Here is a 23,744-nt window from a genome sequence, read left to right as displayed (position 1 = left end):
ACGGGCGCGGGGCTCCGCCCCGCGCGGGGTCAGTCGCGGCGTGCGCCGTGTGCGGCGAGGCCCCGGGCCAGGTCGAAGGCCGCGACGGGACCGGCCGCGTCGGCGTTCCAGGGCGCGGCGCCGCAGTGCGGGCCGATGGCGCGGAACTGGTCGAGGGCCGCCGCGTGCATGCCGGCCTCGCCCAGGCGGTGCGCGAGCAGGTGGCGCAGCCGGGGCAGGCCCTCGTGGTCGGCCCGTACGGACTCCAGCCGCTGCGCGACGGCGCCGAGCAGGGCCCGGTGCGCATCGGAGCGGGCGGTACGGGAGGCGCGCGATCCGCGCAGTTCGTCCAGGGCCTGGAGGTAGACGCCGGGCAGCAGGCTGCCCGCCGGGGCCTGGGCGACGGCCCGCGCGGCGAACTCGGTCATCAGCTCGTCGGAGCCGTGCCACTTGGCGCACCAGTACTGCATGGCCTGCCAGTGGGCGGCCGTGTGGTGGGGTGCCCGCAGTGTGAGGTTGCGCCACAGGTCGGAGAACTGACTGTGCGTGTACGACAGCGCCCGCGCGGCCGTGATCATGACGACCCAGGGGCCGGGGTCCTCGGGGGCCAGGTCGGCGGCACGCTGTGCGGCGGCCACGGCGGCGGGCAGTTGGGCGTGGAAGGCGCGCATGTCGGCGTCCGGCACCTCGCGGGCGACGGCCGAGCCGCGCACCGCCCACGCCCGGCTGACCAGCAGGTGGGAGTGGACGGTGCCGGCGTCGCCGTCGGCGGGTTCGGCCGTGCGCCAGTCGGTGAGCCAGCGGTCGTCGGCGTCGGCGAGCCGGATCAGCAGTTCCAGCCGGGTCCAGCGCTCGTCCCAGTCCGCGCCGGCGGCGCGGACGTGCGCGGCGGCGGGCCGCCACTCGCCCTCGTGGGCGGCGGCGATGACGCGGCGGCGCTCGGCCGCGCGCCCGGGATCGGCCTCGGGGCCGGCGGTGCGCGGGTCGAGCGCCTCACGGGGGAGGAGGCCGAAGGCCGCCGGGTCGAAGCGCGTACGGGCCCAGCGGGTGGCGAGCGCGCGTGCGGCGCGATTGACGATCACGGCCGGAATCATGCGGCCTGATCATCACTTACGGCAACTCTATTGGCCAACGGTCAGGGGTGCGGGGCGGTGCGCCCCCGCACCCGGCGGGGACTTTTCCGCCGACCGCCGGAGATTCCGGAGCCCCGCCCGCCCACGGGACCCGCCCGCCACGCACCGACCCGGCCACGCACCGACCCGGCCACCCACCGACCCGGCCATCCCCCGACCCGGCCACCCACCGCTCCCGCCCGCCCCGCGGCCGGAGCCGGATCAGTGCGGCAGCGTCGCCGGGGACCCGCCGTTCGCCTCGTACCCGGCGACCGCCAGCGCCCGGTACACCGCGTACGTCGCGGCCGGGTCCGGCGCCGTCGACCAGGGGAGCGCGCCGACGTACCCGTCCACGTGACGCACCTGTTCCATGGCCTCCGCCCAGCGCTCCATGTTCACCAGGAACACCAGCAGCAGGTGCCGTACGTGCGCCAGCATCGGGTCGTCCTGGCGCGCCGTGCGCACCGCGTACATCGCGCCCTCCACCGCCCGCGTCACGACCGCGCTCCGGTAGAAGCTCTGCACCAGGTTGACCTCGGGCAGGTGCTCGTAGACGGCGAACAGCGGCAGCGCCGCCAGCAGCGAGCCCTGCGGGGCGCGGGCGGCCGCGGCGTGCGCGAAGGCGTCGGCCTTCTCCCGCGAACCGTGCCACTTCTCGCACCAGTAGTGCAGCGCCGCCAGGTGCGCGCCCATGTGCTGGGGCGCCAGGTCGATGATCCGCGCCCACAGGATGTCGAAGTCCGCCTCCGTGTACCCGAGCGCCCGCGCGACCGCCAGCTCCGTGATGTACGGAACCGGGTCGCCCGGGGCCAGCAGCGTCGCCCGGCGGCACGCGTCGCGGGCCTCCTCCAGGATGATCCGGTGGTCGGTGGAGCCCACGCCGCCCGAGTGCCGCCACGCCTGCTGCACCAGCAGCTCCGCGTGGACCTGCGCGCCGCCCGCGTCCTTCTCCGCCTCCAGCCGCCACGACTTCAACCACCGCGCCCCGGCCCCGGGCTCCCGTACGAGCTCCAGCGCCGCCGCCCCGCCGAAGGACTGCACCCGCTGCCAGCGCTGCTCGCCCTCCTTCGGGGTCCCCGCGAGCAGGGCCGACGCGGCCTGCCAGTGACCGCTGCGCTGGACGTTGCCCAGGGCGTCCATCAGGTCCTGGTCGGGCCCGGGCACCCGGATGTCCAGCTGCTCCTCCCGCACGAACCCGTAGTCGGCGGGGTCGGCGGCGTCGGGGCTGCCGGGCGCCACCTGGCGGATGCCGCCCGAGAAACCACCCCGCCTGCGGCGCACGTACGGCATCACGACGGCCACCAGCAGGACCACGGCCATCAGGACCACGAGAATCTCCATGCCGCCAAGCGAACCAGACACACCGGGGCCATGGCCAATGGTCTGCGTTCCGGGCCGCGCTCCAGGTCAGGAAGGCAGGTCAGCGGCCCGTCGTCCACCCGTCAGGCCGGAAGAGGACCGAAGCCCGGACGGGGCATAGCATCTGCCCATGAGCGACGACAGCCACGAGCACCAGAGCTTCGAGACCCGTGCGATCCACGCGGGCAACACGGCGGACCCGCAGACCGGCGCGGTCGTACCCCCGATCTACCAGGTGTCCACGTACAAGCAGGACGGCGTGGGCGGGCTGCGCGGCGGCTACGAGTACAGCCGCAGCGCCAATCCCACCCGGACCGCGCTGGAGGAGAACCTCGCCGCGCTGGAGGGCGGCCGACGCGGCCTCGCCTTCGCGTCCGGTCTCGCCGCCGAGGACTGCCTGCTGCGCACCCTGCTCGCGCCGGGCGACCACGTGGTCATCCCCAACGACGCGTACGGCGGCACCTTCCGGCTCTTCGCGAAGGTCGTGTCCCGCTGGGGCGTGGAGTGGTCGGTGGCCGACACCTCCGACCCGGCGTCCGTGCGCGCCGCCATCACCCCGAAGACGAAGGTCATCTGGGTCGAGACCCCCTCCAACCCGCTGCTCGGCATCACCGACATCGCCGTGGTCGCCGACATCGCGCGCACGGCCGGCGCCAAGCTGGTCGTCGACAACACCTTCGCCTCCCCCTACCTCCAGCAGCCGCTCGCGCTCGGCGCGGACGTGGTCGTGCACTCCCTGACGAAGTACATGGGCGGCCACTCCGACGTCGTCGGCGGCGCCCTGGTCACCGCCGACGCGGCCCTCGGCGAGGAACTGGCCTACCACCAGAACGCGATGGGCGCGGTCGCCGGGCCCTTCGACTCCTGGATCGTGCTGCGCGGCATCAAGACGCTGGCCGTGCGCATGGACCGGCACGCGGAGAACGCCGCCAAGATCGTGGAGGTGCTCACCCGCCACCCGAAGGTCAGCCAGGTCCTCTACCCGGGCCTGCCCGAGCACCCGGGCCACGAGGTCGCCGCGAAGCAGATGCGCAACTTCGGCGGGATGATCTCCTTCCGCGTCGAGGGCGGCGAGGAGGAGGCCGTCGCGGTCTGCGGTCGTACGAAGATCTTCACCCTCGCCGAGTCCCTGGGCGGCGTCGAGTCCCTCATCGAGCACCCGGGTCGGATGACCCACGCCTCGGTGGCCGGCTCGGCCCTGGAGGTCCCGGCGGACCTGATCCGCCTCTCGGTCGGCATCGAGAACGCCGACGACCTCATCGCGGACCTGACCCGCGCCCTCGGCTAGTCCCGGCCGGCACGGCCCGCACGGCCGTCCGACCCCGGCCCGTACGGCCGCACCCCGGCCCGTCACGGCCGCGATCTCCCCGTCCCCGGAGCGCTACCAGCCCTCCAGGGGCGGGGAGATGCCGCTCGACGGAGTCACCCACGGCCGGGTCAGCGAGGCCCACACCGTGAAGGCGACCGCCGCCGCGAACAGCACCGACCAGCCCAGCCGGCGCAGGGCCCGCCTGCGGCGCAGCAGCCGCCTTCCGTGCGTGGCGGCCGCCGCCGCGAGCCCGGCCGGCACCATCGGGTGCGGGCCCTCCAGCATCTTCCTGACCTGCTCCTCCTTGCGGTCGGGGCTCACGCGGCCCCCCGCCCGGAGTCGGCACCCGGCGCCGCGCGCCGCCCGGGCCCCGCGTCCCGACCCGTCCCCGATGCCGCCCGCATCGTGGCGACGGCACGGTTGCAGACGGCCTCGACCCGCTCGGGCGGCAGCCCCAGCTGCGCGGCCGTGACCTCCTCCGCGACGCCCTCGTGGACCCGCATGACCAGCACGAGCCGCTCCAGCGGGCTCAACCGCGCGAGGACCCCGGTGCCGCCGGGGTGCCGCCAGGCCGTGCGGGCGTACGCCGCGCACAGTTCCTGGCGGGTGTGGTCGTACGGGTCGTCGTCGCGGACCCGGCTCCAGTGCGCGTACGTACGGGCCAGTGCCCCGGCGAGCAGCCGACGGGCCGCACCGGCCTCGGACGGCGGTTCTGCCGTCAGCAGGACGGCGACGTGCAGGAGCCGCCCCGCCGCGCCCGCGACGAAGGCCTCGAACTCCGGGTCGCGCCCCGAACGCCGGTCCACAGCCCACATCTTGCGGCCGGTGCCACCACCCCGGTCAAGGGGTCGGACGGGCCGGGATCGGAGCGCGGACGTCAGGAGGCGGGGCCGCCCTCGACGGCGGCCGCCATCAGCTCCGACAGGGAGAGGTTGAAGCGGGTCAGCAGGACCGTGAAGGACTCGCGCTCCTCCTCCGCCCAGTCCTCGGTCACCCGGGCCATCAACTCGCGCCGCGAGGACCGCACCTCCTCCAGGCGGGCCAGCCCGCGCGGGGACAGCGCGAGGACCACGGCCCGGCCGTCCTCGGGGTGCGAGGTCCGCTTGACGAGACCGGTGTCGACGAGCGGGGCGACCTGGCGGGTGACCGTGGACGAGTCGATGCCCATTCCGCCGGCCAGCGCCTTGACGCCCATCGGGCCCTCCAGGTCGAGCCGGTTCAGGAGCAGGTACGCGGCGCGGTCCATCGAGTTGCGCGCCTGGCCGACGCCGCCGAGGCGGGTCTGCTCCGCCCGGCGGGCGAACACCGCGACCTGGTGCTGGAGCGAGTCGAGGAGACCGGCTCCGGCGGGCGCTTCGGCCGCCGTGGGCAGGTCGGAACTGGCCGGGATGGAGGGCATGGCCGTGGGCTCTCTTCGCGTGGGGCCGACAAGGATGGGGGACAGAGTACGCGGCCGTGCGGCGGCCCGTACGCCGCGTACGAGAACTGGTGCGGCCCATCGGTCCTGCCGCCCCGGGCACGTCCCGGATGGCGAGATCCCGCCCCTGTCCGCAGGGACCCGCGACCTCCGCGGAGCGGGTGGGGCGGCTGTCCGCCCCCTGGTCGTCCCTGCGCCGTGACCTGCGGGGGCTGCGAGACTGGCGGTATGAACTACCGCGTGCCCCAGCCCGTCCCCCAGGTCATCCTCGACGACGTCCGGGGGGCCCAGAAGATGCTGTCGGGGGTTTCCCGGGTCACGCCGATGGAAGGCAGCCGGCACCTCTCCTCCCTCACCGGCTCCCCGGTCCACTTCAAGTGCGAGAACCTCCAGCGGACCGGTTCCTTCAAGCTGCGGGGCGCGTACGTGCGCATCGCCGGCCTGCGCCCGGAGCAGCGGGCGGCCGGCGTGGTCGCGGCGAGCGCCGGCAACCACGCGCAGGGCGTGGCGCTGGCCTCCTCGCTCCTCGGGGTCCGCTCCACGGTGTTCATGCCCGTCGGGGCGCCGCTGCCGAAGGTGGCCGCGACGCAGGAGTACGGCGCCGAGGTGCGCCTGCACGGCGAGGTGGTCGACGAGACGCTGGCCGCCGCCCAGGAGTACGCGGACCGCACCGGCGCGGAGTTCATCCACCCGTTCGACCACCGGGACATCATCGCCGGCCAGGGCACGGTGGGCCTGGAGATCCTGGAGCAGTGCCCCGAGGTCCGCACGATCCTGGTCGGCATCGGCGGTGGCGGGCTGGCCGCGGGCGTCGCGGTCGCGGTGAAGGCCCTGCGCCCCGACGTCAAGGTGATCGGGGTGCAGGCGGCGGGCGCGGCCGCCTACCCGCCCTCGCTCAAGGTCGGTCACCCGGTGTCGGTGGACAACCCGACGACGATGGCGGACGGGATCAAGGTGGGCCGCCCCGGAGACGTCCCCTTCAAAATCATCGGCGAGCTCCTCGACGACGTGCGTACGGTCTCGGAGGACGCGCTCTCCAGCGCCCTGTTGCTGTGCCTGGAGCGGGCGAAGCTGGTCGTCGAGCCGGCCGGGTGCAGTCCGGTGGCGGCGCTGCTGAGCGAGCCGGAACTGTACGGCGGCGGCCCCGTGGTCGCCGTCCTGTCCGGCGGGAACGTCGATCCGCTGCTCCTCCAGCGGATCCTGCGCCACGGCATGGTCGCCGCGGGCCGCTACCTGTCGTTGCGGCTGAGGGTCACCGACCGTCCGGGCGCGCTGGCGGGACTGCTCGGGGTACTGTCCGCGCTGGACGCGAACGTGCTGGACGTCAGCCACGTGCGCACCGACCCGCGGCTGGGGCTCACCGAGGTCGAGGTGGAACTGCACCTGGAGACCAAGGGGCCCAAACACTGTGCGGAGGTGGCGCGTTCCCTGCACAGTGCTGGGTACGCGGTCATCGGCTGAGCGCGGGGGCCGCCCGCTCGGGGTCCGGGAAAAAGCATGGCGGGACGCGATATAACGCGATAGTGTGACGGCCGTCGGGAACACCGCCGATCCGAGGTCACCTAGGATTCGTGCAGGAAAGTCCTGATTCTTCTGGCCCGAAACCATCCGGCCTGAATTGCTCTGGGAGAATCCGTATGCCAGGCGCCATCTATGCCGAAGGACTCGTCAAGACCTTCGGCGACGTAAGGGCTCTGGACGGCGTGGACCTCGATGTCCCCGAAGGCACCGTGCTGGGGCTCCTCGGCCCCAACGGCGCGGGCAAGACCACGACCGTCCGTGTCCTGACCACCCTCCTCCGTCCCGACAGCGGCAGGGCCGTCGTCGCCGGGATCGACGTCCTCAAGCAGCCCAACGAAGTCCGCCGGGCCATCGGCCTGTCCGGCCAGTTCGCCGCCGTCGACGAATACCTGACCGGCCGCGAGAACCTCCGGATGGTCGGCAGGCTCTACCAGATGAAGGCCAAGGCCGCGAAGGCCCGGGCCGACGAACTCCTCGAACGCTTCAACCTCGCCGACGCCGCCGACCGTACCGCCAAGACCTACTCCGGCGGCATGCGCAGGCGGCTCGACCTCGCGGCGGCCCTCGTCGTCAGCCCGCCCGTGATGTTCATGGACGAGCCGACCACCGGCCTCGACCCGCGCAACCGCCAGCAACTGTGGGGGATCATCCAGGAACTGGTCGCCGGTGGCACCACCCTGCTGCTCACCACCCAGTACCTGGAGGAGGCCGACCACCTCGCGCACGACATCTGCGTGGTGGACCAGGGGAAGGTCATCGCGCGCGGCACCTCCGACCAGCTCAAGGCCCGCACGGGCGGCGAGCGCGTCGAGGTCGTCGTCCACGACCGCGCCCACATCGCCACCGCCCGCGAGGTCCTCTCGGGCTTCGGCAAGGGGGAGGCCACGGTCGAGGAGCACACCCGCAAGCTGACCGTTCCCGTCGCGGGCGGGGCCAAGCTGCTCGCCGAGGTCATCCGCGAACTCGACGGCCGCGGCATCGAGATCGACGACATCGGCCTGCGCCGCCCCACCCTCGACGACGTGTTCATCTCCCTGACCGGACACGCGGCCGAACTCGCCGCGGAGGAGGACGGCGCAGCGCCGGCCGACGGCAAGGGCGACACCGGCGCCAAGGGCCGCAAGGCGCGTAAGGAGACGGCCAAGTGACCCTCACGTCCCCGAACCCGGGTACCTCCCCGACCACCCCCGAGCTCGCGGCACCGCGGCCGCGGGGCGGCATCGTCCAGGGCGTCAACGACTCCCTGGTGATCGCCAAGCGGAACCTCATCCGGATGTCCCGCATCCCCGAGATGATCATCTTCGGTGTGATCCAGCCGGTGATGTTCGTCGTCCTGTTCAGCTACGTGTTCGGCGGCTCGATCAGCGTCGGCGGCAGCACCTCCCCGGCGGACTACCGCGAATTCCTGATGGCGGGCATCTTCGCCCAGACCGTCACCTTCGCCACGGCCGGCGCGGGCGCGGGCATCGCCGACGACATGCACAAGGGCCTGATCGACCGGTTCCGCTCGCTGCCCATGGCCCGCGGCGCGGTCCTCACCGGCCGTACCCTCGCCGACCTCGTCCAGACCACGCTCACCCTCGTCGTCCTGGCGGTCGTGGCCCTGCTCGTCGGCTGGCGCACCCACACCAGCATCGGCGAGGTCCTCGGCGGCTTCGCGCTGCTGCTGCTGCTCGGCTACGCCTTTTCCTGGATCGGCGCCCTGATCGGCCTGTCCGTGCGCACCCCGGAGGCGGCCACCTCGGGCGGGCTGATCTGGCTGTTCCCCCTGACGTTCATCTCGAACGCCTTCGTCCCCTCCGACAACATGCCGACGTTCCTGCGGCACATCGCGGAGTGGAACCCCTTCAGCGCCACCGTCCAGGCGTCCCGGGAACTGTTCGGCAACCTGCCGGAGGGCTACCCGGTCGCGGACGCCTGGCCGATGCAGCACCCCGTGTGGGCGTCGATCATCTGGTCGGTGCTGATCATCGTGGTCTTCCGCACCCTCGCGGTCCGCAAGTACCGCTCGGCCACCGTCTGAGGCCGCCGCACGTGCGGGAGCCCCCGTCCGGACCGTTCCGGACGGGGGCTCCCGTGCGCGTGCGCGCCCGCGCGCGGGGGATCAGCCGTTGAAGGGCTTGACCGCCAGGATCCTGACGGTCGCCTGCTTGCCGTTCGGCAGCTCGTACTGGGCGTCCTCGCCGATCTTCTTGCCGTTCACGCCGCTGCCCAGCGGGGACTGCGGGGAGTAGGTCTCGAAGTCGGACGACGCGTACTCGCGGGAGGCGAGCAGGAACTCCAGGGTGTCGTCCTCGTCGCCGTCGAAGGCGATCGTGATCAGGGTTCCGGGAGCGGCCACGCCGTCGGACGCGGGGGCGGTGCCGACCTTGGCCTTCTCCAGGAGCTGCGTGAGCTGGCGCACCCGGAGCTCCTGCTTGCCCTGCTCCTCCTTGGCCGCGTGGTAACCGCCGTTCTCACGCAGGTCGCCCTCCTCGCGGGCGGCTGCGATCTTCGTGGCGATCTCCGTGCGTGCGGGACCAGAGAGGTAGTCCAGCTCGGCCTTCAGCTGGTCATACGCCGCCTGCGTCAGCCAGGTGACGTTATCGCTCGTCTGGGTCACGGGTGCTCCTCGTCGGTACAGGGGAATACAAGCCGCCGGCGGCGGGCGAAACCACGAGCCTAACAATTCGGGAAGAAAAGGGGGAGGACACCCGGTGGGTGAAGTGTGTCATCGCGTTCCGGATACCCGCCGGGCATCAGGAACCGAAGGAAGGGCGTTCGAGAGGGCCCGGGTCAGCCGGCCGGGGTCGCGGCGGTCTGGCAGCCCACCAGTTCGACCGCGGTCGCGCGCCCCGTCGTCCGCAGGGTGACGACCTCGTCCACGCGCGTGTCGCGCTGCGGGAACGTGAAGTCGGCACGACCCACCTCGCCGTGCCCCTCGTCCTGGGAGCTGAGGGTGCAGACACCGGTCACCCCGGCGTCCTTGCGGACCTCCAGGTGCACTTTGACCTCGGTGTCCGACAGGATCTGGAACTTGATCATCTCGGCGCTCACGGTCTGCCCACCGACGTAGTCCCAGCCGATCCAGCCGACCACGGCCAGCAGGCCGACGCCCAGCACCGAACCGACCACCTTGAGCCGGCGGTCCGCACGCTCGTCCTCGGACCGGCCGTACCGGCCTTCGGGGAGCCCTTCGCGCACCGCGCTCATGATCGTTCCTCTCAGTGGGGAGGGTGAGGCACCCGTTGGAATTTTCCGACCCCCCGTTCGGTCACTATAGAAGCCGACCGTCGCGCCGAATCACAGAGGATCCCGCCTTGACCGAGCAGCTCCGACTGATGGCCGTCCACGCCCACCCCGACGACGAGTCGAGCAAGGGCGCGGCCACCATGGCCAAGTACGTGTCCGAGGGGGTGCCCGTCCTCGTCGTGACCTGCACCGGCGGCGAACGCGGCTCCGTCCTGAACCCCAAGCTCCAGGGCGACAAGTACATCGAGGAGAACATCCACGAGGTGCGCGCCAAGGAGATGGACGAGGCCCGCGAGATCCTCGGCATCGACCAGGAGTGGCTCGGCTACGTCGACTCGGGCCTGCCCGAGGGCGACCCGCTGCCGCCGCTCCCCGAGGGCTGCTTCGCCCTCGCGGACGTCGAGGAGGCCGCCGGCGAGCTGGTGAAGAAGATCCGCGCCTTCAAGCCGCAGGTCATCACCACCTACGACGAGAACGGCGGCTACCCGCACCCCGACCACATCATGACCCACAAGATCACGATGGTGGCCTTCGACGGCGCGGCCGACACCGAGAAGTTCCCCGAGGCCGAGTACGGCGCCGCGTACCAGCCGCAGAAGCTCTACTACAACCAGGGCTTCAACAAGCCGCGCACCGTCGCCCTCCACGAGGCGCTCCTCGCGCGCGGCCTGGAATCGCCGTACGGGGAGTGGCTGGAGCGCTGGAAGGAGTTCGAGCGCACCGAGCGGACCCTGACCACGCACGTGCCCTGCGCGGACTTCTTCGAGATCCGTGACAAGGCCCTCCTCGCGCACGCCACCCAGATCGACCCGGACGGCGGCTGGTTCCGCGTCCCGATGGAGGTCCAGCGGGAGGTCTGGCCGACCGAGGAGTACGAGCTGGCGAAGTCGTTCGTCGACACCTCCCTCCCCGAGTCCGACCTCTTCGCGGGCATCCGGGAGAATGCGTAGCTATGAGCGCTACGCAGTCAGCCCTGACCCAGCTCCTCCCCCTGGCCGGCGACACCTTCGACAAGAACAAGGTGACCCCCGGAATCCTGGGCTTCATCGTGTTCGCGGCCCTCGCCCTCGGCGTGTGGTTCCTGATGAAGTCGATGAACCGCCACATGGGCCGGGTGGACTTCCAGGAGGCCCCGGAGCCCGCCGCCGCGGGCCCCAAGGGCACGCCGACGGCCAAGCCGGACAGCACGGGCTGACACCCCGCACGCGAACGCCGCCCCGCCCGGAGCACCGGTGGGGCGGCGCGTCCCGCGCCGGTGACCCCTGCCGGCCGGGTCCCGACCCGCGGAACCGTTCGTGCCGGCCGGGCCGGTCGGGCTCCCGCGTCGGTGCGGCGACCCGCGCACGCGGGTGGAGCGGGCCCGCGGACGGCGTCCGGTCCGCGCACGCGGGTGGAGCCGGCCCGCGGACGGTGTGTCCGGTCCGCTCACGCGGGCGGTGGGACCGGAACCCCCATGACCTCGCGCGAGCGCAGGTTCGGGACCATGCCCAACCGCCACGCCTGCCAGCCCTCCGCCGGATCCACGCCCCGCCCCAGGATCACCCCGTACGTCTCCAGGCAGTCGTCCAGCCGTCCGTCGCGCAGCGGATGCGGGGCCGCCACCAGCCGGGACAGCTCGGCCCGCGCCCCGTCCGGGTCGGCGGGGTCCGCGTACGGCAGCAGCGTGCACCGCAGGAAGCGGGCCCAGTCCTCGCCCCGCAGGTCCCCGTACGAGACGAACAGGCGGGCCGCCTCCTCGCACAGACCCACCGCCTGCGCGGTCCGCGCGTTGCCCGCGTCCACCACCGCCAGCTCCAGGCAGGTCCACGCCTCGCCGTGGGCGAGCCCGATCCGCCGGAAATCGGCCCTCGCGTCCATCAGCAGCTGACGGGCGAAGCCCGAGTTCCGCAGGTTCCCCGTCTGCGCCGCCCGCTGGTCGCGGGTGACCCGGCCCGAGTGGTGCCGGGCGTGCGCCAGCCCGTACACGTCCCGCATCCGCGAGAACATCGTCCGCGCCCGCTCCAGCTCGCGGACCGCCCGGTCCCGCTCGCCGCCCTCCTCCAGCGCCTGCCCGAGGTAGTACAGCGTCCACGCCTCCCCGCGCGTGTCCTCCGCCAGCCGGTGCCGGGCCAGGGCGTCGCGCAGCCGCTCCTGCGCCGGACCGGGATCCCCGTCGACCACCCGGGCCCGGCCCAGCTGGGTCAGCGCCCACGCCCGGCCCCGGTCGTCCCGCGTGCGCCCGTACAGGTCCAGCGCCCGACCCAGCTCCGCCTCGGCCCGCGGCACGTCACCGAGCCGCAGGTGCACCTGCCCCAACTGGAAGTGCGCCCACGCCTCGCCGTGCACGCTCTCGTTCTCCCGGTGCAGCACCAACGAACGCTCCAGCAGGGCCAGCGCCTCCGCCAGGTGCGCCCGGTCGCGCTCCACCGCCGCCAGCGCGTGCAGCCCCCAGGCCCGGTCGCCCGCCAGCTCCGGCGCCTCCTGGAGGGCCAGTGCCTCCCGGATGCGGGTCGCGGCCTCCGGCAGGTTGCCCTGGTGGTGCAGGGTGATCCCGAGCGACACCAGGGCCATTCCCGCCCCCGCCTCCTGCCGGGCCTCCCGGTACTGGTCGACCAGCGAGGTCAGCGTCGTCCGCGACTTGTCCAGCTCGCCGAGCTGACGCGCCGCGATACCGGTGCGCCACTGGACCGAACGCGCCACCCGCCCCTCGTCCACGGCCCGCGTCAGCTCGTTGATCTCCCCGAGCCGGTACAGGTCCCCGCGCAGCAGGCAGAAGTCGCACAGCGCGCCCAACAGGTCCAGGACGGCCTGCTGGTCCACGTCCTGCGCGTGGCGCAGCGCCGCCGTGATGAAGCTGGACTCCTCGTCCAGCCAGCGCAGCGCCGCGTCCAGGGAGGCGAAGCCGTGCCCGCCGAAGTGGTTAGCCCGGGTCGACATCTTCCCGTCGACCATCCGGATCACCGAGTCCGCGAGCTGCGCGTAGTCCCGGATCAGCCGCTCCTGGGCGGCCACCGCCTCCGCCCGGTCCTCGTCCGCCGCCAGCCGCGCCGCCGCGAACGCGCGCACCGCGTCGTGCATCCGGTACCGCTCCCCGCGCACGAGGTCCAGCAGGCCCGCCTGCGCCAACTCGCGCAGCAGCCGCCCGGCCTCGGCCCGGTCCGAGCCCGTCAGGGCCGCCGCGGCGGACGCGCCGAGCGAGGTCCGCCCGGCCAGCGTGAGCCGCCGCAGCAGCCGGCGCCGCTCCTGCGGCAGCCGTACGTACGCCAGGTCCAGGGCGTGCGCCAGCGAGCCGTCCCCGCTGTCGGAGGCCCGCGCCGCCCCCAGCGGGGCCAGCACGCGCAGCGCCAACGGCAGCCCCGCCCCCAGCTCCAGCAGTCCCGCCTCGGCCTCCGGGCCCGGCGCCGCCTCGCCCGCCGCCCGCGCCCCCTCCCGCAGCACCTGGGCCGCCTCCGGTTCCGCCAGCCGCGCCACCGGGAGCTGGTGCACCCACGCCGACAGGTCCTCGGGCAGCTCCAACGGCTCCCGCGCGGTGACGAGCACCAGGCTCTCGGAGCGCTCCGGCACCAGCGTGCGCACCTGCGCCGCGTCCACCGCGTCGTCGAGCACCACCGTCACCGGCAGCCCCCTCAGGTGCTGGTGGTACAGCTCGCCGAGCCGGCGCACCTGCTGGTCCGCGGAGGCCCCCTCCCGGAACAGCAGCTGCTCGCGCGGGGCGCCGAGCCGGTTCAGCAGGTGCAGCAGCGCCTCCCGGGTGGGCAGCGGGGCCTCCGGCGCCGCCGATCCGCCCCGCAGGTCCACCAGGCACGCACCCCGGAACTGGTCCCGCAGCGCGTGCGCCGCCCGCAACGCCAGGGCCGTGCGCCCGGATCCGGGCTCGCCGTGCAGCACCACGACCACCGGCCGGGTCTCGGTGCTCGCGCGGGCCGCCTGCACCCACTGCGCGATCCGGGTCAGCTCCGCGCGCCGGCCCGTGAACAGGGCCCCGGAGTCGGGGAGCTGCCCGAACGACTGCTCCAGCATGCTGCGCCGACGGGCCTCCGCGCTGCGGTCCGTGCCGCGCAGCGGGGCGACCCCGCCGGCGGGCTGCTTGCCGAGGGACGCCCCGACCCCGAGTCCCGCGCGACCGACGCCCGCACCCGCACCGGCCCGGGTGCCCGGTCCCGCTTTCGGTCCGGTGCCGCTGCCGGTGCCGCTGCCGTTCAAGTCCGCCCCCGGACCGGCCCCCGCCCCGGCCGAGGTCCCGCCGCCGATCGTGGCCCGGCCGCGCGGGGGAACCCGTACGGCCGCCGCCGCGGCGCGCTCCCGCTCCAGGAAGGGACGTACCCCGCGCACCTCCAACACCGACAGCCACTGGAGCCGCAGTTGCTCGGGGCCGCCCGGGCGGCCGGCGGCGCCGGCGCGCCGGTTCGCGGCCGGTACGTGCAGCGCGGTCACCTTCGCCACGGTCGTGGCCGCCCCCGCGACGCCCACGACGAGTCCCGCGCTCAGCGCCGTCCCGGACGGGACCCCGAGGGCCAGGTCCGCGCCCGCGGCGGCGACGGCGGCGACCGCCGTCACCAGCAGGGCCGTCGAGGTGTTCCCCCGGCGGAAGGCCTCCCCCAGGGACAGCTCGCCGGCCGCGGCCTCGTCCAGCGCGCGGACGTACGTCCCGTACTCCTCGGCCGCCGCCGCGGCCATCGAGTCCAGGGCCTCCAGCCCGCGCGCCAACAGCGCCTCCTTGTCGGCCGGCGACAGGGGCGCGCCCGCCGCACCGCGCCGGGCCTCCTCGTCGACGGCCCGGGCCAGCAGGCGCTCGGCCTCGACACGATGGCTGTCCCGCATCGGCATCCTCCTCGGAGAGCTCCGCAAACGTGCGCCAAGTGTCCTGCTCGACGATCCCGAACGCGAGTGAATCTGAGCTAGTTCAGAGGGAGTTGGCGTGCAACCGATCACACCGGTGGGCAACCGCACCGTCCGCCCCGCACATCCCCTCCGCCCCGCCGTCCCCTCGTGGCACCCACGCGGGGCACGGTGGCGTGCGTAAGGATGTGCACATGTCCAACCGACTCGCGCACGCCACGTCCCCGTACCTCCTCCAGCACGCCGACAACCCCGTCGACTGGCGGCCCTGGGAGCCCGAGGCGTTCGAGGAGGCACGCCGGCGCGACGTGCCCGTGTTCCTGAGCGTGGGGTACAGCTCCTGCCACTGGTGCCACGTGATGGCGCACGAGTCCTTCGAGGACGAGCTGACGGCCGCCTACATGAACGAGCACTTCGTCAACGTCAAGGTCGACCGGGAGGAACGCCCGGACGTCGACTCCGTCTACATGGAGGCCGTGCAGGCGGCCACCGGACAGGGCGGCTGGCCCATGTCCGTGTTCATGACCGCCGACGGCGAACCGTTCTACTTCGGCACCTACTTCCCGCCCGAGCCCCGCCACGGCATGGCCTCCTTCATGCAGGTCCTCGAAGGGGTGCGGGCCGCCTGGACCGGCCGCCGCGACGAGGTCGCGGAGGTCGCGCAGAAGATCACCCGCGACCTGGCGGACCGTGAACTCGGCTCGGGCGCCGGATCCGGCCTGCCGACCGCCGAGTCCCAGGCCAACGCCCTGCTCCAGCTCTCCCGGGACTACGACCCGGAGAGCGGCTGGTTCGGGGGCGGCGACACGAAGTTCCCGCCGAGCATGGTCGTCGAGTTCCTCCTGCGCCACCACGCCCGCACCGGTTCCGACGGCGCCCGCGAGATGGCGGAGGGCACCTGCGAGGCGATGGTCCGCTCCAGCCTGTTCGACCAGGTGGGAGGCGGCTTCCACCGCTACGTGCTGCGCCCGCGGCCGGGCGCGGCCCTGGTCCCGCACTTCGAGAAGATGCTCTACGACAACGCCCTGCTGTGCCGCGCGTACGCACACCTGTGGCGCAGCACCGGATCCGACCTGGCCCGCCGCGTCGCGCTGGAGACCGCCGACTTCATGGTCCGCGAACTGCGCACCGACCAGGGCGGCTTCGCCTCCGCGCTCGACGCGGACAGCGCGGACCCGATCACCGGCAAGCACGTCGAGGGGGTGTACTACGCCTGGACGCCCGCCCAGTTGGCGCAGGTGCTCGGCGAGGAGGACGGGGCTCTGGCGCAGGCGTACTTCGGGGTGACCGAGGAGGGCACCTTCGAGCACGGCTCCTCCGTCCTGCAGTTCCCCGAGGGCGGGCCCGACGTGGACGCCGATCGGCTGGCCGGCATCAAGGAGCGGCTGCTCGCCGCCCGCGCCGCACGGCCCGCGCCCGGGCGGGACGACAAGGTCGTGGCCGCCTGGAACGGCCTGGCCGTCGCAGCCCTCGCCGAGTGCGGGGCGTACTTCGAGCGCCCGGACCTGATCGAACGGGCCACCGAGGCCGCCGACCTCCTGGTACGGGTCCACATGGACGGCAAGGCCCGGCTCGCCCGGACCAGTCGGGACGGTGAGGTCGGCCCGAACGCCGGGGTGCTGGAGGACTACGGCGACGTCGCCGAGGGCTTCCTGACGCTGGCCGCCGTCACCGGCGAGGGGGTGTGGCTGGAATTCGCCGGCTTCCTCGTCGACCTGGTGCTGGACCGGTTCACCGCCGAGGACGGCTCGCTCTACGACACCGCGCACGACGCCGAGCAGCTCATCCGGCGTCCGCAGGACCCCACCGACACGGCGGCCCCCTCCGGTTGGACCGCCGCCGCGGGGGCGCTGCTGTCGTACGCCGCGCACACCGGCTCGGAGCCCCACCGCACGGCGGCGGAGCGGGCGCTCGGGGTGGTGCACGCCCTCGGGCCGCGCGCCCCGCGCTTCATCGGGCACGGCCTGGCGGTCGCCGAGGCGCTCGTCGACGGGCCGCGGGAGGTGGCCGTCGTCGGACATCCGGAGGACCGGGCGCGGGCCGTGCTGCACCGGACGGCGTTGCTGGGTACGGCGCCCGGGGCGGTGGTGGCGACGGGCATGCCGCGCGCGGCGGACGGCAGCGGAGGAGAGTTCCCCCTGCTGGCCGACCGCACCCTCGTCGACGACCTTCCGACGGCTTACGTGTGCCGGCACTTCGTCTGCGCCCGACCCACGACCGAACCGGGCGAGCTGGCCGAGCAGGTGGGAACGCTTCGCTCCTGAGGCTCCTGAGGCTCCTGAGGCTCCTGAGGCCCCTGGGGGTCCTGGGGATCCCCAGGGCTCCTGGATCCCCATGGCTCCAGGAACACCTGGAGCTCTAGGAGCACCTGGGGCAACCGGAGTTCCGCCCGTCGATTCCGGTTCTCGCGCGTCGGAGCGGACCCGTGGTGCGCGCGTCGCGACGCCACGGCCCCCCACCGCGAGGGCCGCACCGGAGCGCTCGACCGCGGTGGCCGTCCCCCGGCGCCGGGGAGCAGCGCATCGAGATCCGCCGCACCGACGCCGAGAGTGGGAGCTGAAGCGCCATGAGCGAGGACCTGGGGCCCCCGCACGCCCTGGACGAACCGGAAGCTCCTGCTCCAGGGGCTTCCGGTGGTGGCGGCGTCACCTTGATCATCCCGACCTCCGACGGGTCCGCGACCATCGCGGAGCTGCTGGCCCGGCTCGCCACGTCCCTGCCCGCCCACCCGCCCTGCGAGGTCCTGTTCATCGACGACTCGACCGACGACTCGACTGACGACTCCACCGACGGCACCCCCGCCGTGATCGAGAAGGCCGCCGCCGACTGCCCGTTCCCCGTCAGGGTCCTGCACCGGACGAGCCCGGACGGCGGCCTCGGCGGGGCCGTCGTCGCCGGCATCGGACGGGCCGCCTCCGACTGGATCGTCGTCATGGGCGCCGACCTCCCCCACCCGCCGTACCTGGTCGCCGAACTCGTCGGCGAGGGCGAGCGCACCGGCGCCGACCTCGTCGTCGCCTCCCGCCGTCTCCCCGACGGCAGCCGTGCCGGACTCGCCGGCGGCCACCGCGGCGCCGTCTCCCGCGGCGCGACGTGGCTGGCCAAGGGCCTCTTCCCGCGCGCCCTGCGCGGCATCGGCGACCCCATGAGCGGCTTCTTCGCGGTGCGCCGCACCGCCGTGACCGCCGAGGCCCTGCGACCCTTCGGCCACCGGATCCTGCTGGAGCTCGCCGTCCGCTGCCGCCCCGCGCGGACCGCCGAGGTGTCCTACGTCCTCCAGGACCGGCACGCGGGGGAGTCCACGGGCGCCGTCCGCGCGGGGCTGCGTTTCCTCGCGCACCTGGCCCTCCTGCGCTCGGCGGCCCCCCTCGCCCGGATGGTCGGCTTCGGCCTCATCGGGCTCTCCGGGTTCGTCCCCAACCTGTTCGCGCTGTGGCTGCTGACCCACGCCGGCATGCACTACCTCCCGGCCGAGATCGTCGCCAACCAGGCCGGGGTCCTGTGGAATTTCCTCCTCATCGAGCAACTCCTCTTCCGTGACCGACGGCACCGCCACTGGGCGGACCGGCTGGGCCGGTTCGCCCTCCTCGCCAACGCCGACCTGCTGCTGCGCATCCCGCTGATCGCGCTCTTCGTCGGCCGGCTCGGCCTGGCGGTCCTGCCCGCCACCGCCCTCGCCCTCGCCACCACCTTCGTCCTGCGCTTCGTCGCCACCGAGGCGCTCGTCTACCTGCCGCGGGGCCGTCGCGCGGCGCCCCCCACCAGGAGCTGAGCCGCGACGGAAGGGAGCGCGGGACGACGGGGGCCCGGCCGCGACCACGCGACCGGGCCCCCGCACGTGCCGTCCGTCAGTGCTGGTAGGCCGCCATGGAGATGCCGACGTAGTGGGCGACGAAGGCGGCCAGGGTCAGCGAGTGGAAGACCTCGTGGAAACCGAAGAAGCGGGGGGAGGGGTTGGGGCGCTTCATCCCGTAGATGACGCCGCCCACGCTGTAGAGCAGTCCGCCGACGATCACCAGGACGAGGACGGCGATGCCGCCGGTCCGCATGAAGTCGGGCAGGAAGAAGACCGCCGCCCAGCCCATCGCGATGTAGCAGGGGGTGTAGAGCCAGCGCGGGGCGCCGACCCAGAACACGCGGAAGGCGATGCCGGCCGCGGCCGCGATCCACACCGCCCACAGCAGGGTCCGTCCCGTGGACGGCGGCAGCAGCAGCACGGTGAGCGGGGTGTAGGTGCCCGCGATGATCAGGAAGATGTTGGCGTGGTCGAGGCGCCGCAGGATGGCCTCGCCGCGCGGACCCCACGTACCGCGGTGGTAGACGGCGCTGACGCCGAACAGCAGGCAGGCCGTGAGGATGTACACCCCGCAGGCCACCCGCGCCTCGGTGGTGTCGGTGAAGGCCATCAGCACCAGCCCCGCGACGAGCACGGCGGGGAACATGCCCAGGTGGAGCCAGCCGCGCAGCAACGGCTTGGCCTCCAGGGCGGACTCGACCGCCTCCACGGCCTCGACGACCGGGGAGGGCTCGGCGGCCGGAACAGCGGCGTCTGAAGTCATGGCCCACATGCTACCTACGGGTCCGTAGGTAGCCGGTAGTCGTCCGACCGTCTTCCCACGATCTTCGGAACCCCGTCTTTACGGAAGATTGACGGGAGTGGCCATGCTCACGTGAGAGGCCCCCTGGACATATGCGCACATCCACCGGATGATCAGATGAGTGCGGTCGGCACCGGATGAGCGGAGCGCGAAGCGTCCGGGTCGCAGCCCCCACGGGGCAAACACCAAACAAACCCCTCAACAAGGAGCAATCGTGGCGCGCGACAACGCGGCTCCCACTTCCGTACCGACGAATCACGAGGCGCTGATCTCCTGGGTGGACGAGATCGCGGCCCTCACCCAGCCGGACCGCGTCGTCTGGTGTGACGGCTCCGAGGCCGAGTACGAGCGCCTGTGCGAGGAGCTCGTCGCCAAGGGCACGTTCAAGAAGCTCGACGAGACCAAGCGCCCGAACTCGTACTACGCCGCGTCCGACCCCTCCGACGTCGCGCGCGTCGAGGACCGGACCTTCATCTGCTCCGAGAAGGCGGAGGACGCGGGCCCGACCAACCACTGGAAGGCCCCCGCCGAGATGAAGGAACTCTTCATCGGCGCGAAGGACGGCCAGGACGGCCAGGGCGAGCAGGGCATCTTCCGCGGCTCCATGAAGGGCCGCACGATGTACGTCGTCCCCTTCTGCATGGGCCCCCTCGGCTCCGAGCTCTCCGCGATCGGCGTCGAGATCACCGACTCCGCCTACGTCGCGGTCGCCATGCGCACCATGACCCGCATGGGCAAGGCCGTCCTCGACGAGCTCGGCACCGACGGCTTCTTCGTCAAGGCCGTCCACACCCTCGGCGCTCCGCTCGCCGAGGGCCAGGCCGACGTGCCGTGGCCCTGCAACACCACCAAGTACATCTCGCACTTCCCCGAGACCCGCGAGATCTGGTCGTACGGCTCCGGCTACGGCGGCAACGCCCTCCTCGGCAAGAAGTGCTACGCCCTGCGCATCGCGTCCGTCATGGCCCGCGACGAGGGCTGGCTCGCCGAGCACATGCTGATCCTCAAGCTCACCCCGCCGGCCGCCGAGGGCGGGGCCGAGGCCGCCAAGTACCTGGCCGCCGCCTTCCCCTCCGCCTGCGGCAAGACGAACCTCGCCATGCTGGAGCCCACGATCCCCGGCTGGACCGTCGAGACCGTCGGTGACGACATCGCCTGGATGCGCTTCGGCGAGGACGGCCGGCTCTACGCCATCAACCCCGAGGCCGGCTTCTTCGGCGTCGCCCCCGGCACCGGCGAGCACACCAACGCCAACGCCATGAGGACGATGTACGCCAACACCGTCTTCACCAACGTCGCGCTCACCCCGGACGGCTCCGACGTCTGGTGGGAGGGCATGACCGAGGAGGCCCCCGCCGAGCTCGTCGACTGGAAGGGCAACCGCTGGACCCCCGAGTCCGACACCCCGGCGGCCCACCCCAACGCCCGCTTCGCCGTCCCCGCCTCGCAGTGCCCGACGATCGCCCCCGAGTGGGAGGACCCCAAGGGCGTCCCGATCTCCGCGATCCTCTTCGGTGGCCGCCGCGCCTCCGCCGTTCCGCTGGTCACCGAGTCCTTCGACTGGAACCACGGCGTCTTCATCGGTTCGAACATCGCCTCCGAGAAGACCGCCGCCGCCGAGGGCAAGGTCGGCGAACTGCGCCGCGACCCCTTCGCCATGCTGCCGTTCTGCGGCTACAACATGGGCGACTACATGGGCCACTGGGTCGACGTCGCCAAGGGCAAGGACCAGGCGAAGCTCCCGAAGATCTACTACGTGAACTGGTTCCGCAAGAACGACGCGGGCAAGTTCGTGTGGCCCGGCTTCGGCGAGAACAGCCGCGTCCTGAAGTGGATCGTCGGCCGCCTCGACGGCACCGCCGAAGGCGTCGAGACCCCGATCGGCGTCCTGCCGACCGTCGGCTCCCTCGACACCGACGGCCTGGACCTGCCCGCCGCCGACCTGGAGTTCCTCCTCACGGTCGACAAGGACATCTGGCGCGACGAGGCCGCCCTGGTCCCCGAGCACCTGAACACCTACGGCGACCACACCCCCAAGGAACTGTGGGACCAGTACCACGCGCTCGTCGAGCGCCTGGGCTGACCGCCCCGCCCCGCCACTGCCGGGGCCACGAACGTGGGAGCCCCCGACCAAGCGGTTCCCACCGCTGCACACCGACCTGCCTGGTCTGTCAGGAGCGTCCGCGCTCTTCCAGATAGGTCGTGTGCGTCTGCTGACGGCGGGCCTCTGCTTCGCGGAGGTCCGCCGTCAGGCGTTCCGCCTCGTCGACCAGCACCGACAGCTGCCGCTCCAGGTGCCGCTCCGGCGGTTCACCGCCCGCCGCCGGTCGGGTCCACCACCGGGTCCGGCCGTAGGTGTCCACGCACTCCGGGACGTCCGTACGGATCGCCCGCGACAGCGCGTGCACCGCCTCCGGATCACCCGCCAGCACCTCGGCCACCCAACCCGGCGCGAGCAGCGCCCCGTACAGTCCGGTCAGTTCCGACAGCCTCCCCCCGGCCGCGGCCGGCAGCCCCACCTCCGCCAGGTACTCCCGCAGCCGCCCGAAATCCTCCCGCAGCACGTCCAGTTGCTCCGCCGGGTCCGGGACCGTCGGCAGGGGCACCCGCGCCGGCGGGGCGATCAGCGCACCCGCCGCGTACAGCCCGGCGACCACCACCGGCCAGTACGGGCCGGCCACCCCCACCAGCGCGAGCCCCACCCCGAGCAGCCCGCAGGCCGAGCCGGCCAGGTTCTTCCTCGACTCCAGCCAGCCGAGCGCCCTACTGGTAGCCACGGATCTCCTCGAAGGCCCCGTCGAGCGAGCCGTTCCCGTCGGTCGCGTCGAACAGCCGCCCGCCGGTCAGCTCCGTGATGTGGGTCAGTTCCTTGCGGTCCGAGTCGCCGAACAGCACCGCGAACACGGGCGTGTGCCGGCGGCCCTCCGGAAGGCCGGCGTAGAAGGAGTCGAAATCCTGCACCTTGTCACCGCTCCGCCCGTCCGTCATCAGGACGATCGAGGTGAACGCGTCGGCGTTCCCCTGCCCCAGGTGCTGGTACGCGGCCTTCAGACTGCCGTACACGGCCGTGCCCCCCTCCGGCCGGAGGGACGCCACGTCACCACGGATCGCGTCCAGGGAGGCCCCCGGGCTCCCCGGCTCGACGACGTGCGTCAACACCTTCTTCACCTTGTCACCGAAGGGCAGCAGCGTCACCTCCTCGCGGTCCCTGAATCTTCGACCCGGACCCGAACTCCCCGTACCCGTCAGGTCGGTGAGCGCCGACCTCAACCGCCCGATCCGGTCCCCCTCCGCCATCGACCCGGAGGTGTCGAGCACGTACACCGTCCGTGAGGGCCGCCGCAGCTCGTTCTCGTACGAGGCCAGCAGCCCGTCCGCGACCGCCCGCGAACCGGGGAACGGCAACTCCCGCCGCACCGCCGGATCCAACCCCGCCGCGGGCGCCACCCCCGCCGCCACCGGACGCCGGAACGTCCCCGTGGTGATCGCCTCCTGCACGCCGGCGCTCCGCAGGTGCTCCGTCAGGGCCCTCCCCGACTCCCGCGCCCCCGCCGGGGCCGACGTCAGCAACGTCAGCGGATAGTGCGCCGTGACCACGCCGTCCTTCGGGCGGACCACCGTCAACGGCTGCTCGGCCCGGTCGTTCATCGACAGCAGCACCGACTCGTAGTTCACCAGCGCGTCCACGTCGCCGCGCTTCGCGTACGCCGTCACCAACCAGCCCGAGGAACCCGACGTCAGCTTCTGCCCCTTGAAGAACCCCTTCAGCCTCGGCTGCGCCTTGCGCACGTCCTCCTCCGTCAGCGCCGCCTGCGCCCCCGACAGTCCCGAGGCCACCGCGACCAGCGCGGAGAAACCCGAGTTGGAGCGCACCGGGTCCGTCATCCCGTACGTCAGCCTCCCGGTGGCCACGGCCTCCTCGACCGCCGACCAGGTCACGTCCTCCGGCTTCCACCCCAGCCGCGCCAGGGCCTGGGGCTTCACCCCGACCGCCACCGGAGAGGACATCACCGGGGTCTCGTTGGCGAGCTTCGCGGACGCCTCCGGCCGCAGCCGCAGGTAGTCGTTGGAGGACAGCCAGATCGCGTCGTACCGCCCGTCGGCCTTCCCCGAGGCGACCTCCTCGACCGCGTCCAGCGTCCCCGACCAGGTGAAGTCCACCGACACCCCGGTCGCCGCCCTCGCCGCCTTCAGGACCGGCTCCATGTCGGCGAGCTCGCTGGAGGCCAGCACCCGCAGCCGGCCCTCCCGGTACGCCGTCGGCTTCGACCCGCCGGAACCACCGGGCCCTCCGCCGGAATCGTCCGACGTGCACGCCGCCGCGCCCAGCAGGGTCGCGGCGAGCGCGACCACCGCCGCCATCCGCCTGCGCAGGTGCGCGGCACGCAGGTGCGCGGCGC

Annotated in this window: 20 protein-coding genes; 9 read left to right on the top strand and 11 right to left on the bottom strand. The window is 73.2% G+C overall.

Annotated features, from left to right (window positions below; all coding sequences use genetic code 11):
- Positions 1 to 29: 29 nt before the first annotated feature.
- Both ACZ58N_RS05940 and ACZ58N_RS05935 read right to left on the bottom strand, forming a co-directional pair.
- Positions 30 to 1,061, bottom strand: a complete 1,032-nt coding sequence (locus tag ACZ58N_RS05940) for a DUF4034 domain-containing protein (protein WP_471156099.1) — start codon at positions 1,059 to 1,061, stop codon at positions 30 to 32.
- A gap of 252 nt (positions 1,062 to 1,313) precedes the next feature.
- On the bottom strand, positions 1,314 to 2,432 hold the full coding sequence (locus ACZ58N_RS05935) for a hypothetical protein (protein ID WP_471156097.1): 1,119 nt from the start codon (positions 2,430 to 2,432) through the stop codon (positions 1,314 to 1,316).
- A gap of 148 nt (positions 2,433 to 2,580) precedes the next feature.
- Here ACZ58N_RS05935 and ACZ58N_RS05930 point away from each other — a divergent pair, with 148 nt between their 5' ends.
- The gene (locus ACZ58N_RS05930) at positions 2,581 to 3,738 is read left to right on the top strand and encodes a cystathionine gamma-synthase (RefSeq protein WP_471156096.1); all 1,158 of its coding nucleotides are present in this window, start codon (positions 2,581 to 2,583) and stop codon (positions 3,736 to 3,738) included.
- 93 nt (positions 3,739 to 3,831) lie between these two features.
- On the opposite strand, the gene ACZ58N_RS05925 is transcribed toward ACZ58N_RS05930, so the two are convergent.
- From ACZ58N_RS05925 to ACZ58N_RS05915, 3 genes are all read right to left on the bottom strand, one after another.
- Positions 3,832 to 4,080: a hypothetical protein gene (locus ACZ58N_RS05925; protein ID WP_471156095.1), complete on the bottom strand. Its 249-nt coding sequence runs from the start codon at positions 4,078 to 4,080 to the stop codon at positions 3,832 to 3,834.
- The gene (locus tag ACZ58N_RS05920) at positions 4,077 to 4,574 is read right to left on the bottom strand and encodes a sigma-70 RNA polymerase sigma factor region 4 domain-containing protein (protein WP_471156093.1); all 498 of its coding nucleotides are present in this window, start codon (positions 4,572 to 4,574) and stop codon (positions 4,077 to 4,079) included. The genes ACZ58N_RS05925 and ACZ58N_RS05920 overlap by 4 nt, the downstream gene beginning before the upstream one ends.
- A gap of 62 nt (positions 4,575 to 4,636) precedes the next feature.
- Positions 4,637 to 5,158: a MarR family winged helix-turn-helix transcriptional regulator gene (locus tag ACZ58N_RS05915; protein ID WP_471156090.1), complete on the bottom strand. Its 522-nt coding sequence runs from the start codon at positions 5,156 to 5,158 to the stop codon at positions 4,637 to 4,639.
- Positions 5,159 to 5,404: 246 nt separating this feature from the next.
- Here ACZ58N_RS05915 and ilvA point away from each other — a divergent pair, with 246 nt between their 5' ends.
- The 3 genes from ilvA to ACZ58N_RS05900 all read left to right on the top strand — a co-directional run bounded on the left by ilvA (position 5,405) and on the right by ACZ58N_RS05900 (position 8,720).
- The gene (gene ilvA / locus ACZ58N_RS05910) at positions 5,405 to 6,637 is read left to right on the top strand and encodes a threonine ammonia-lyase (RefSeq protein ID WP_389704252.1); all 1,233 of its coding nucleotides are present in this window, start codon (positions 5,405 to 5,407) and stop codon (positions 6,635 to 6,637) included.
- A gap of 176 nt (positions 6,638 to 6,813) precedes the next feature.
- Entirely contained in the window at positions 6,814 to 7,845 is a 1,032-nt protein-coding gene (locus ACZ58N_RS05905; protein WP_471156087.1) for an ATP-binding cassette domain-containing protein, read from the top strand.
- Positions 7,842 to 8,720 carry an ABC transporter permease gene (locus ACZ58N_RS05900; RefSeq protein WP_471156084.1) on the top strand — a complete coding sequence of 293 codons (879 nt, stop codon included), beginning with the start codon at positions 7,842 to 7,844 and terminating at the stop codon, positions 8,718 to 8,720. The genes ACZ58N_RS05905 and ACZ58N_RS05900 overlap by 4 nt, the downstream gene beginning before the upstream one ends.
- Positions 8,721 to 8,801: 81 nt before the next feature.
- Here the strand turns inward: ACZ58N_RS05900 and greA are convergent, their stop codons facing one another.
- Together greA and ACZ58N_RS05890 are read right to left on the bottom strand one after the other, a co-directional pair.
- Positions 8,802 to 9,299: a transcription elongation factor GreA gene (greA, locus tag ACZ58N_RS05895; RefSeq protein ID WP_389704358.1), complete on the bottom strand. Its 498-nt coding sequence runs from the start codon at positions 9,297 to 9,299 to the stop codon at positions 8,802 to 8,804.
- Between the two features lie 173 nt (positions 9,300 to 9,472).
- Positions 9,473 to 9,889, bottom strand: coding sequence for a DUF4307 domain-containing protein (locus tag ACZ58N_RS05890; RefSeq protein WP_471156082.1), 417 nt, complete (start codon positions 9,887 to 9,889; stop codon positions 9,473 to 9,475).
- Positions 9,890 to 9,996: 107 nt separating this feature from the next.
- Here ACZ58N_RS05890 and mca point away from each other — a divergent pair, with 107 nt between their 5' ends.
- Together mca and ACZ58N_RS05880 are read left to right on the top strand one after the other, a co-directional pair.
- Positions 9,997 to 10,878: a mycothiol conjugate amidase Mca gene (gene mca / locus ACZ58N_RS05885; RefSeq protein WP_471156080.1), complete on the top strand. Its 882-nt coding sequence runs from the start codon at positions 9,997 to 9,999 to the stop codon at positions 10,876 to 10,878.
- Between the two features lie 2 nt (positions 10,879 to 10,880).
- Positions 10,881 to 11,123, top strand: a complete 243-nt coding sequence (locus ACZ58N_RS05880; RefSeq protein WP_471156079.1) for a hypothetical protein — start codon at positions 10,881 to 10,883, stop codon at positions 11,121 to 11,123.
- Between the two features lie 230 nt (positions 11,124 to 11,353).
- Here the strand turns inward: ACZ58N_RS05880 and ACZ58N_RS05875 are convergent, their stop codons facing one another.
- The gene (locus ACZ58N_RS05875; protein ID WP_471156077.1) at positions 11,354 to 14,728 is read right to left on the bottom strand and encodes a tetratricopeptide repeat protein; all 3,375 of its coding nucleotides are present in this window, start codon (positions 14,726 to 14,728) and stop codon (positions 11,354 to 11,356) included.
- 212 nt (positions 14,729 to 14,940) lie between these two features.
- Between ACZ58N_RS05875 and ACZ58N_RS05870 the strand changes: the two genes are divergently transcribed.
- Both ACZ58N_RS05870 and ACZ58N_RS05865 read left to right on the top strand, forming a co-directional pair.
- Complete coding sequence (locus ACZ58N_RS05870; protein WP_471156075.1) at positions 14,941 to 17,010, top strand: thioredoxin domain-containing protein; 2,070 nt, start codon at positions 14,941 to 14,943, stop codon at positions 17,008 to 17,010.
- Between the two features lie 302 nt (positions 17,011 to 17,312).
- Positions 17,313 to 18,518, top strand: coding sequence for a glycosyltransferase (locus ACZ58N_RS05865; protein WP_471156074.1), 1,206 nt, complete (start codon positions 17,313 to 17,315; stop codon positions 18,516 to 18,518).
- Between the two features lie 76 nt (positions 18,519 to 18,594).
- Here the strand turns inward: ACZ58N_RS05865 and trhA are convergent, their stop codons facing one another.
- Entirely contained in the window at positions 18,595 to 19,305 is a 711-nt protein-coding gene (gene trhA, locus ACZ58N_RS05860; protein ID WP_389704493.1) for a PAQR family membrane homeostasis protein TrhA, read from the bottom strand.
- A 253-nt stretch (positions 19,306 to 19,558) separates the two neighbouring features.
- On the opposite strand from trhA, the gene ACZ58N_RS05855 reads away from it, so the two are divergent.
- The gene (locus ACZ58N_RS05855) at positions 19,559 to 21,427 is read left to right on the top strand and encodes a phosphoenolpyruvate carboxykinase (GTP) (RefSeq protein ID WP_471156071.1); all 1,869 of its coding nucleotides are present in this window, start codon (positions 19,559 to 19,561) and stop codon (positions 21,425 to 21,427) included.
- Positions 21,428 to 21,515: 88 nt separating this feature from the next.
- On the opposite strand, the gene ACZ58N_RS05850 is transcribed toward ACZ58N_RS05855, so the two are convergent.
- Complete coding sequence (locus ACZ58N_RS05850; protein ID WP_471156070.1) at positions 21,516 to 22,121, bottom strand: hypothetical protein; 606 nt, start codon at positions 22,119 to 22,121, stop codon at positions 21,516 to 21,518.
- Complete coding sequence (locus ACZ58N_RS05845) at positions 22,108 to 23,706, bottom strand: substrate-binding and vWA domain-containing protein (protein WP_471156565.1); 1,599 nt, start codon at positions 23,704 to 23,706, stop codon at positions 22,108 to 22,110. Before ACZ58N_RS05845 ends, ACZ58N_RS05850 begins: the two co-directional genes overlap by 14 nt.
- Between the last annotated feature and the right edge of the window lie 38 nt (positions 23,707 to 23,744).

It is taken from the genome of Streptomyces sp. NPDC040432 (genome assembly GCF_055595445.1).
The sequence above is the reverse complement of the archived record's forward strand: the minus strand, read 5'-3'. Positions and strand labels throughout refer to the sequence as shown.